The following is a 10,697-nucleotide window of genomic DNA, read 5'->3' on the forward strand; positions in this document are numbered from 1 at the left end:
CTCCCTTAGGAGCAATATATGCGTTATACCAAGGTTTGGTGTCATATGTCATTGGACAAGAGCTGTAACGAGCGTCCAGGGAAGCGCCTGACTTTCGGGTAGGCTCGCCCTAGCTAGAGCGTCACCCAGCCGTTCTTAATCGCAATAATGACCGCCTGTGTACGATCGTCCACTTCCATCTTCTGAAGAATGCTGCTGACGTGGTTTTTAACCGTTTTCTCACTAATAAATAGGAACTCGCCGATCATCTTGTTGCTCTTGCCCTCCGCCATGAGACGCAGCACTTCCGCCTCCCGGCGCGTGAGCGGACTGTTGTCCATATGCACGTACTTCACGCCAGCTTCCTTGCTCACGCTCTCCGTGCCCGCTACGCCTTGCTCATCGAGGTACGTCATACGTCGCAGCTGATTGATCAGCTTGCCTGTCACCTTCGGATGAATATAGGCGTGACCTGCGACGACCGAGCGGATCGCGTTGATCAGCGACTCGGCTTCCATGTCCTTCAGCAAGTAGCCAGAGGCTCCTTTGCGCAGCGTCTCGAACACATAGCTCTCATCATCGTGAATGGACAGAATAATGACCTTAATATCGGGAAAAATCTGCTTCAGCTTCTCTGTCGCCACAACGCCGTTCTCAATCGGCATGTTAATGTCCATCAGCACAATATCCGGATGCAGCGTATTGCATAGCTCCAGCACCTGAATGCCGTCGCCGCACTCGCCAACGACCTCCAGATCATTCTCCATATTGAGAATACGTTTGACCCCTTCGCGGAACAGCTGGTGATCGTCTGCGAGCACCAGCTTGATCGGGCGCTTCACCGTGCCCATAATATCCATATCCCTTATTCCTCCTTGGAATCTGACTTGATCGGGATGACCATCGAAATTTTCGTTCCTGCTCCCACCTCGGACTGAATGTCCATTCGGCCCTCCAGCAGCTCCACGCGCTCGCGCATGCCCATCAGACCGTAGTGGTTGCCGCTCGTAATTCGCTTATCTATACTGTCCATGGCGAAGCCGACACCATTATCGGTTATAGCCAGCTTAATCATCGCCTTCTGGAACGTAAGCTCGAGCGTAACGTGGGAAGCCTGTGCATGCTTGACGACATTGGAGAACGACTCCTGCACAAGCCGGTACACCGCTACCTCCATACCGGACGGAAGACGCAGCTCCTTGCCGACGACGTCGAATTTCGTGCTGATCTTCGCCTTCTCCTCGAAGTCCTGTACGAACTTACGCAGCGTCGGTACAAGTCCGAGATCATCCAGCGCCATTGGCCGAAGGTTAAAAATAATTTTGCGAACCTCCTCAATGCCGCCTCTCACGCTCGCCTTCAGATCGATCAGCTCATCCTTGACGGAAGCATACGCCTCCTTATTCAGCATGCGCTCGGCAATCTCGGTTCGCAGCACCATGTTGGCCATGTTCTGTGCAAGGCCGTCATGAATTTCCCGGGCAATGCGCTTGCGCTCCTCCTCCTGGGCCAATATGATCTTCAGCCCCATCAGCTGACGGTTCTTGGCCGATTCGAGCAAGCGCGTCACCTGGTTCAGATCGCCTGACAGGAAGTCCAGTATGACATTGAACTGCGACATGAGCACCTCGGCACGCTCGAGCTGACGATCGACATTCTTGATACGCTTCTGCAGATCGTCGCGGCGGTGCTTAAGATGTAGTTCTTTCTCCCTATATATAGCTAATTGGGCCTGAAGCTGGGTAGCCGCTTCGTAGGCTGTGCGAATATCTTCTTCCTTGAATCGTTTAAAATCGCGACTGACCTCCGTCAATCTGACGCGGGAGCGGCGGTATTCAACCTCGAACTTGTCGACGGTGTCGATCATCGTCTTCGTCTCTTCCATCACGAGCTGCAGCTCGTTGTTCAATGCCTCGCGTTCAGCCCGAATGCTCTCACATATTTCGAATACTTGGTATTTGCTGTTCTCCATAACATCAATGGCATTTTTGATGACTCGGTCAAAGACGTCGACTTGCATCCGGACAATGCTCCTTCGCCATTTTTCTATTGATTACTAGCAATATAGTATCATAATTTCGCAATAATGTGAGAGCATGAAGCCCTAATTCTACTTATTGAAGTGTAATTCGTTGTGTCTTCTCATCCCAAGTGACCTTCCACCCCATGTTCTCGGACAATACCCGTAGCGGCACCATTGTCAGATCGCTCTTAATGATCGGCGGCACCTCGGCGGTCACACGCTGACCGTTCACAACGAGATCATTGCGGTCGATCCATAGCTCGATCATCTTCGAGCCACGCATGATCGTCACCTTGCGCTCCTGATCATCCCAGCTCACAGAGCCGCCCAGCGCATCGGTTACAAAACGAATCGGAAGCAGCGTATTCCCTTCACGAATGAATGGAGCCTCCTCCAGCGTCATCGCCTTACCGTTCACCTGCACCGACTTCTTATTGACCGTCAGCTCGATCTGATTCGTCTGAGGCTCTGGGACCGTTCCGCGATAGGTGAACGTCACGTCATCGATCAGAATGCTCCCCTTTACTGCACGCTCATCACTGGCAATCTCCTCGTTCACGACGTACAAGCTCTTCACGCGGATTGGATAGCTCATCTTATACGGAGCCAGATCAACACTAAGCTGCTTCCAGCCCTTCCAGTTGATATTACGCGCCAGATCCACTCGATGTGTCTTGCCTGCGTTATCGACGAGCTCGGCACGCAGCCAGTTGAGACTCTCGTCCCCGTGCACGCTCAGCTTGAGCGTCTGCGGCTCTCCTTCAACGAGCACACCGGTGTCAAGCGCCGCGAACGCCCACTTGTCACCCGTACCATTCGTGAAATCATAATCTAATCGAAGATATTTATTATTCCGTTCGTCAGCCTCAATGTACACAGCGGCATGTACGTTCTCCGGCTTACTCGCTGACGTCGTCATGACCGCATGCCCATCCAGATTATACCATACCTTGTCAATGCCTACCGGTATAGTCGTCATCGTTCGGTATCCGTCGTAGTTAGCAATCAGCTGTGCGCCTTGGCCGTCCTTCAGGCTCTGCACGGTTAGCTTGCCTGCATTCATCGTGCCTTCGATCCCCTTGATCTCCCACTGGATCAGCTCCGCTGGCACCTCACGCTGCTTACCGGAGATCGTCGTAGCAATTACAGGCAACGAATACGTGCCGCCCTCTGCTAGAGCCAGCTTGTCCGCCGCGATCGTAAGACGAGCGAGCTGCTCGCGACCGGCTATTTCGAGCTCTGACGCGTGCTCAGCTTGTCCGTACTTCACTGTAATAGTTGCTGTTCCCGCTCGGCTTGGCGTCAAGATGTTATCCTTCCAGCTGCCCATCTGTCCGGCCACTGTCCACGTCGCGCTCGTGGGCTCTATTTGAGCAGGGTTGTAATATTCATCGTAAGCTTTAAGACCAAGAGCTGCCCGCTCTCCGATGAACAGCAAGCTTGGCGCTTGTATCGATATCCCTTTAATCTGTCCTTGCGGCGCTGTGGAGAATACACCAACAGCATTGACGATCTTGCGCTGCAAGCCCGTCTCGGTACGGTTCACCAGCACAGGCGCGAACTCACCTAGCGGTCTTGCAACCATCTGCGTGGAGCCACCGCCGTCCAGGTTGATCCCCTTCCATACGCCAAGCTGCACCATCAGCTGCTGAAGCTCGGTCATCGTAAGTCCCTTGCTCTCTCCGCTGTAATCCGCCGTAATCAAGTACACCGTCTTCTCATCCTGGGAGTAGCCGATCGCTGTGCGCGAGCGCGTGCAGCATAAGCTGGCCACCTCACGCGAGAATGCGGCAGGCTGTCCCTGATCGACCAGTATCGTATGACCGCCAATCATCATCCTGAACTTGTCCACGGCGTACGTCTTGCTCGGGTCCTCAGCCTTCACCTCATACATCGCCTGCAGCGGCTCACCGACCTTCAGATGCTGCCTAACGAAGTCAGCCGCTAATCCCGAGGCTCGCAGAATATATCCATCAGCCGGTGCGATGCTATCAATAATGCCATCGAGCTCAATCTGCTTAATGATTCCGTTCTGTACGAGCACCTCGGTCGGCACCGTCACACCGTCATTGGAACGGTATACCTGTCCCCATGCATTCGTATACATGAACAATCCGTTAATATGACTGTGCTCACCCGTCGGCTCGAACCAGTAGTACGTCTTATTGATGCCGCCTAGCGGATAGCGGGTGCCATCCTTCGCAAGGATCGCACCCTCGAACACCATCCGATCGATAACCGGCTTATTGCCCCCATCGAGTCCGAACGTGTAGAAGCCTGGCAAGTACGGTGGCGTCGCCATCAGCTGACCATTCGCGATTTGCGGTCCAATCGGCACACCCTCCGCCTTCGTATTATAGAAGTCACCGTTGATGCCCGCTACAGCCTTCGTTTCGACAGCCATCTCGAGTACCGTCTGGTTCTTCGTAAACTGATTATGAGTTCCCGTCATGACGTCTAGCTTCACATGCGGATTAGTCAGATCGACCTCGATGACGTTGACATTCACTTTGGCAGCCTTCTGACTTCGGATCGTGTGCCACTCATAAGCTTTCCGTATAGCTCCCGCTGTCACTGGCTCTTCCTTGATCTTAGTCAGCACCGGTAACGTCGCCTGCTCCTGTGCCGCTGCAGGAAGTCCCGTTGAGATCGTTGATACGAGTATGGCCGCGGCCAGCGCGATGGTCGACAGCCTTCTTCTCATCTCTTGTTGAACGTTCACATGCACAATCGTTGTCTCCTCTCTATTTCCACTCTCCTTCTACTTAGACTCTATTACTTGGTGAAAAGTTACGAGTTTCTCTTGTGAAATAATCGACAACGCAAAAAGACGACCCAATACAAAGTATCGGATCGTCTTGCTTAGACAGATCTTATGGGTAGGAGCTTACAGGCCAGCGTCAGCCTTCAGCTGCTCAGCCTTATCCGTGCGCTCCCAAGGCAGATCGATATCTGTACGGCCAAAGTGACCGTAAGCTGCCGTCTGCTTATAGATTGGACGACGAAGGTCAAGCATCTTGATGATGCCTGCAGGACGAAGATCGAAGTTCTGGCGAACGATCTCTACGAGCTTCTCTTCGCTGACTTTACCTGTTCCGAAAGTATCGACCGCGATCGATACCGGCTTCGCAACGCCAATCGCGTAAGCAAGCTGCACCTCGCACTTCTCTGCAAGGCCAGCCGCGACGATGTTCTTCGCCACGTAACGGGCTGCATAAGCACCGGAACGGTCTACCTTCGTAGGATCCTTACCGGAGAATGCGCCGCCGCCATGACGAGCATAGCCGCCGTACGTATCAACGATGATCTTACGACCCGTCAAGCCTGCATCGCCTTGAGGTCCGCCAATAACGAAGCGACCAGTTGGGTTGATGAAGTACTTCGTATCTGCATCGATCAAGTGTTCTGGAAGCACTGGCTTGATGACATGCTCCTTGATATCCGCTTGAATCTGCTCCAACGTAATTTCTTCAGCATGCTGTGTAGAAATAACGATGGTGTCAATGCGAACCGGCTTGTCGTCCTCGTATTCCACCGTTACCTGTGTCTTGCCGTCTGGACGGAGGTATTCGAGTGTACCGTTCTTACGAACCTCGGACAAGCGGCGGGACAGCTTGTGGGATAGCGAGATCGGAAGCGGCATCAGCTCTGGTGTCTCATTCACCGCGAAGCCGAACATCATCCCTTGGTCACCCGCACCGATCGACTCGATCTGGCTGTCTGTCATCTGACCTTCACGAGCCTCCAGAGCCTGGTCTACACCTTGAGCGATGTCAGGGGACTGCTCATTCAGGGATACCAGCACGGCGCAAGTCGAAGAGTCGAAGCCGAACTTCGCGCGTGTATAACCGATTTCCTTAATCGTCTGACGAGCGATCGATTGAATATCGACGAACTCCGAACGGCTTGTAATTTCACCAATAACAAGTACGAGACCTGTTGCAACCGATACCTCGCACGCTACACGTGCATTCGGATCGTTCGCAAGGAACGCATCAAGAACAGAGTCCGAGATCTGATCGCAAATTTTATCCGGATGCCCCTCTGTAACGGATTCAGATGTGAAGAGACGACGACCTTTAACGATAGACATAAACCATACCTCCTATTGCTTCATATTTCAGAAGCACGCCTGACGACGAGCCTCACTAGCCTTGTGATCTTATCATGACCTTCAATAAGCGCGATAAGTACACATACAAAAAATCAACCTTTTCCAAGTGGAAAAGGTTACTTTACAAGGATGACCTTCTTTTTGTATAATACTGGTTTTGTCGAGTGCTGTCAATAAAACTTGAGCTTGACAAAGAAATTTCATAATAAGTACATGATGGTACATTTAAAGACTAAACAACGTTTCTTCCGCCTTCTGAATGAGCCTCGCCGTGATGATGCCACCAACTACTCCAGCATCTCTAGAAGCGATATGGCCCCAATAATCTTCCTTGATCGACTGCGACGGAATTGTGCCTAGCTCACTTGCAAATTCCACGTTCATACTCGCCACTTGCTTACCCACTGGTAGCCCTAGCTCAGCAGCGATCTCATACTTTAGAACATCCAGCGCTTTACCGCTCTCCGGTACGACCTTCTTATTCGTCTTGGACATAAGGGTAGCCTCCTTCATTCGGATGTAGCTATAGGTTATCCGAACGAAGTAAGGCTACACGTATGAATGAATGGTTGTATGGGTAAAATTATGGTGTACTGGCTTTAGACCCATCAGCATTGTACACGGTGTAGCTTCCACGAACCATCACATAGATGTCCTGCTTGTTCTTCGGGTCAGGCTTAATGCCCCGGCCTTCGCGCGGAACAATGAGCAGGTGGTTGTTCTCTACCGCTTGTCCAGCGGTAATGTCCTTGCCCGTCGTCACGTTGGCAATACCGCTTTCGTCCGAGCTGGTGACGACCGTTTTACCGGTGCGGACAATAATCTCTGTGCCTGAGCCTGCGACGAGTGTTTGGGTCTGGGCGAGCTGGACGATGGTGAGATTTGAAGTGTTGGTAGCGACAGGCTGTGTCGCTGCTGGGGATTCACTTTTCACCTGTTTGCCAAGCGCTTCAGCAATCTTACTGTCGATTTGTAGATCGAAGTAGCTCTTAGTGATGACTGGGTCGTTGATAGTGCCAGGTTGGGTGTCAACTTTATTCGCGGAAGCTAAATCTGTACTTGTGTAGATTACAAGAAATAATACGAACATTAGAATAAATACCCATAGCCTTTTCTTCATGTTACACCTGCTTTCAGTCAATCATCCTAGTTTGGTTCAAGATTTTAAATAAAAAGAAAAAGCCCCTAAGGGCCTTTTCTTTTTAAAAGATTGAAAACTAACGGCTTACTACTACACTTACAGACTTACCGTTAGGTGCAATTGCAGTAATTACGAACTCTTGAACTGTGCTGTCTACATTAGTGATTTGTCCGGTTTTAGCATTAACAGTAACGTTACCGTCATTACCAGGTACATTAACTGTGTAAATCAAACCAAGAGCGAAGCTTGCAGTGTTAATGTCAGCATTCTCATACTTCACACCATACTGGTCAACAACTTTCAATTTAGTATCACCGTCTGTAAAGTACTCATACGCAAAGGTCTTCGCAGCACTATAAGTGTTGCTAGTCTTACCTGCTGTAAGTGCTTCTACTACAATCGGGTCAGCCTTAACTGTAATTTGTTGAGTAAGGTTAACTGTCTCGCCTTTGTTAGTGTACACAACAGCGGATACTGTAGCTGTTCCAGCTTTGTTACCAATTACAAATCCATCTGTTCCAGAAGTAGCAACTTGAAGAACTTGTGGGTCAGAGGCTGTTACAGTCTCAATGAAGTGAGAAGGCAACTTAACAGTGTTACCTGCAGAGTCTTTAGCTACAACTTCAATCTTCTTGTCAAACAAACTGTTACCTGCAGTAAGGGCGTCATAAGTCGCAGCTGCTACGCTCAACTTATCCTTAGCAGCAAACAGATCTCCAACTGTCTTCAAGCTATAAGTCAGCTTAGTATCGGACTTAATTGACTCCATCGAGCGACTTACAGGAGAAGTATACTCTGAGAAGGAGCCACTGTTTACCTTGTTTTCTACTGTAGCTTTAACAGTCACTTTTCCAACTTGACTGGCTGTTGTTGTCAGATCAAAGCCTTTGTTAAATTCATCAAACTTGCTGAAAGGGAAAATGTAAGTTGTTGTAGTGCCACTTGTAGTCGAAGTTACAACATCAGCATCTGTAGCACCATCCGAAACTACACCTTTCATAGTAGCACTTGTACCAGAACCAGTGTTTGTTACTTCAACTTTAACCCGATATTCAGAAACTTGACCGTTAGCACTAGTAATTGTTCTAGCAATATCTTTCAAATCTTTACCATACTGATCTTTAAGCTGGAATTCAATCTTGTCACTTGCTCCAAGAATTGCTTTTTCAGCAGGTGTAGTTTTCACACTAATCGATTGCGGAATGCGTGCAGGCTGAACTGGGATGCTCACATTAACAAACGTGTTTGTTTGCGACTGATCAATTTGTCCAGAAAGGAACACTTGGCTGTTAGGTGTGTTAGTTGCAGTAAACGTCAACTTAACTTTACCCTTGTCTGCACCTGTCTTAATAACTTCGGCAGTTCCGTTAGTTACTGTGAATTTCAGTCTGCTCGCATCGTCCGCAACTTCTTGTGCGGTCAGCTTGTTACCGTTAGCGTCAAAAGCGTTCAGAGGAACTTTCACTTCTGTGTCACTCGCCGCAAGTGTAACTCCCGAGATATCAAACTCAAGCTTAGTTGCCAGGTTGCTTGCGCCTACGCTAAAGTTTGCAGTTGCGGAGGATGTGCCGCCATAAATATTAACTGTGTACTCAGCGCTCTTATCCATCTTGGAAGTCAACTTAATCTTAATTCTTGCGTTGTCGTTATCATCAAACATGTCAGCCGTCGACAAAGTGGAGTTTTGACCTGTCTTCACAACTTCCAAGTTTTTCTCATATGGAGTAATCACCGGGTTAATATTGCTGATAGCAATTTCAGGTTCTGCACCTTCAAACTGCTTTCTTACAATTTCGTTTCCATACTGGTCATAAAGATTCAAGGCAATAGAGACAGTTTCATCGGCGCTCGCAAGACTCTTGCCGTTGTTCGAGTAAGACACTTTACCAGCTTCAATCTTGCTCAAAATTGCTACTGTGCCAACTTTAAAGTTCTTAGAAACAGTTACATTTGTGCTGTTCATGTACACTGTTACAGGAACCATACCGGAACCTTGGTTTGTTCCACCAGCATTCTTGATATCAGCTGTAATCAAGAATGTGCCATCTTCAAGCTTCTTGAAAATTGTTGGACTCTTACCGGAAACCAACGCTGTAAAATGGCTTGTTCCAAGTGATGTAGCCTCTCCGTATTGGTTAGCCGCTTTTACTCTGAAAGATGCGTTTGTGCTGTATGCAATTGTGTCGTTTGCATTTACAAAGTCAATTTTCGAAACTTTTTCATCTTCAGCTGTAAATGTAGCTGTAGTTTTTGCACCTTCCGTAAGACCAGTCACAGAAACGGTATACTCACCTGCATTGATTTTAGTAGCAGTCGTAAGAACTACGCTCTTCTTGTCCTCAGACCACTCTGTTTTGTCAACCGTTACAGCAACCGAACCTTTCTTCACTGTAAGTTCAGCTTTTTCAACTGCTTTGTTGAAAGTTGCCGTTACTTTGTAAACACCAGTTGCTTCAGCTTTCTCAAGGGAAACTGCACCAGCTGGCACGTATTGCTTCTCAGCAGCTGCGGAGCTCAGTACGAGCAGGTCGCGAGTTGCTGCAGTTGTGCCGCCGAACTTGCCGTCTTCACCGTTCTTCAGAAGGCCCTTCTCGACTGCTACTGCTACATAGCCTTTAGCCCAAGTCGATACAGTTGTATCTGTTACGCCTGCGCTTGCTTTAGCAGCATCTTCCATGCCAAGACCGCGAACCAAGAATGCAGCAAGCTGCTCTTTCGTTACTTCGTCAGCTGGGCTGAATGTTGTAGCGGAAGTACCGTCAGTGATACCGGCTTTCTTAACAGCCTCGATGTAAGCAAGCGCATAGCCGTTAGCTGGATCTTCAGCTTTAACGTCTGCGAAGCTGGAAGTTTTCAGGGAAGCATCAACCTCAAGGTCAAAGATCAGTGCTGCAACTTTTGCGAATTGTGCACGGTTCATTTTGTCCTTCAAGCCGAAAGTCTTATCGGAAACTCCGTTGAACACGCCAGCAGAGATCATATCGTCAAAAATTGCTTTTTGCTCTGCGCTCAGGTCTTTCAGATCGTCGAAGTCTGCGGATGTTTTCTTTGCTTCTTCAGCACCGAATGCAACGGACGAAAACATCGAGAACGCCATAGCCAGGGACAAAATTGCGGATAAACTTTTTTTCATAACCTTTTTTTCTCCTCCTCGAATATCTTTCGGGTTTTTAGTAGTTTCTTTATTAGACTTGCTAGTATTCATATAAGAGCTCGAATCCCCCATTAGCCGATTCACCCCCTTCCCAGAGTTGAGCGTGATTAACTTTAGCTTAGTTAAGTCTGCGATGTATAAATCGCAGAAACTAGTAAACAATAATCCGGTGAGCCTACCGACTCGCATGCCATTTAACATTATAACTGACATGCTAGCAAAGGTAAAGAGCAACTTTTGTAAAAACTATCCAAAGCTTTGCTCGTTTAACCTCTTGCCTTGCTGT

At 49.0% G+C, this 10,697-nt stretch carries 7 protein-coding genes; all 7 read right to left on the reverse strand.

What is annotated here, in order from left to right; translation table 11 throughout:
- Positions 1–113: 113 nt before the first annotated feature.
- The gene (locus tag PAE68_RS00630; protein WP_281883071.1) at positions 114–839 is read right to left on the reverse strand and encodes a response regulator; all 726 of its coding nucleotides are present in this window, start codon (positions 837–839) and stop codon (positions 114–116) included.
- Positions 840–844: 5 nt separating this feature from the next.
- Entirely contained in the window at positions 845–1,999 is a 1,155-nt protein-coding gene (locus tag PAE68_RS00635; protein WP_281883073.1) for a sensor histidine kinase, read from the reverse strand.
- A 94-nt stretch (positions 2,000–2,093) separates the two neighbouring features.
- Positions 2,094–4,724 carry a stalk domain-containing protein gene (locus PAE68_RS00640; protein ID WP_281883075.1) on the reverse strand — a complete coding sequence of 877 codons (2,631 nt, stop codon included), beginning with the start codon at positions 4,722–4,724 and terminating at the stop codon, positions 2,094–2,096.
- A 165-nt stretch (positions 4,725–4,889) separates the two neighbouring features.
- Positions 4,890–6,095 (reverse strand): methionine adenosyltransferase, encoded by a 1,206-nt coding sequence (metK, locus tag PAE68_RS00645; protein ID WP_281883077.1) that lies wholly within the window; start codon positions 6,093–6,095, stop codon positions 4,890–4,892.
- Positions 6,096–6,341: 246 nt separating this feature from the next.
- Positions 6,342–6,611 (reverse strand): alpha/beta-type small acid-soluble spore protein, encoded by a 270-nt coding sequence (locus PAE68_RS00650; RefSeq protein WP_281883080.1) that lies wholly within the window; start codon positions 6,609–6,611, stop codon positions 6,342–6,344.
- Between the two features lie 88 nt (positions 6,612–6,699).
- Entirely contained in the window at positions 6,700–7,236 is a 537-nt protein-coding gene (locus tag PAE68_RS00655; RefSeq protein WP_281883081.1) for a hypothetical protein, read from the reverse strand.
- A 97-nt stretch (positions 7,237–7,333) separates the two neighbouring features.
- The gene (locus tag PAE68_RS00660; RefSeq protein WP_281883083.1) at positions 7,334–10,483 is read right to left on the reverse strand and encodes an S-layer homology domain-containing protein; all 3,150 of its coding nucleotides are present in this window, start codon (positions 10,481–10,483) and stop codon (positions 7,334–7,336) included.
- Positions 10,484–10,697 lie beyond the last annotated feature (214 nt).

The sequence above is a fragment of the Paenibacillus sp. YYML68 genome (genome assembly GCF_027923405.1).
Classification (GTDB): Bacteria; Bacillota; Bacilli; order Paenibacillales; family NBRC-103111; genus Paenibacillus_G.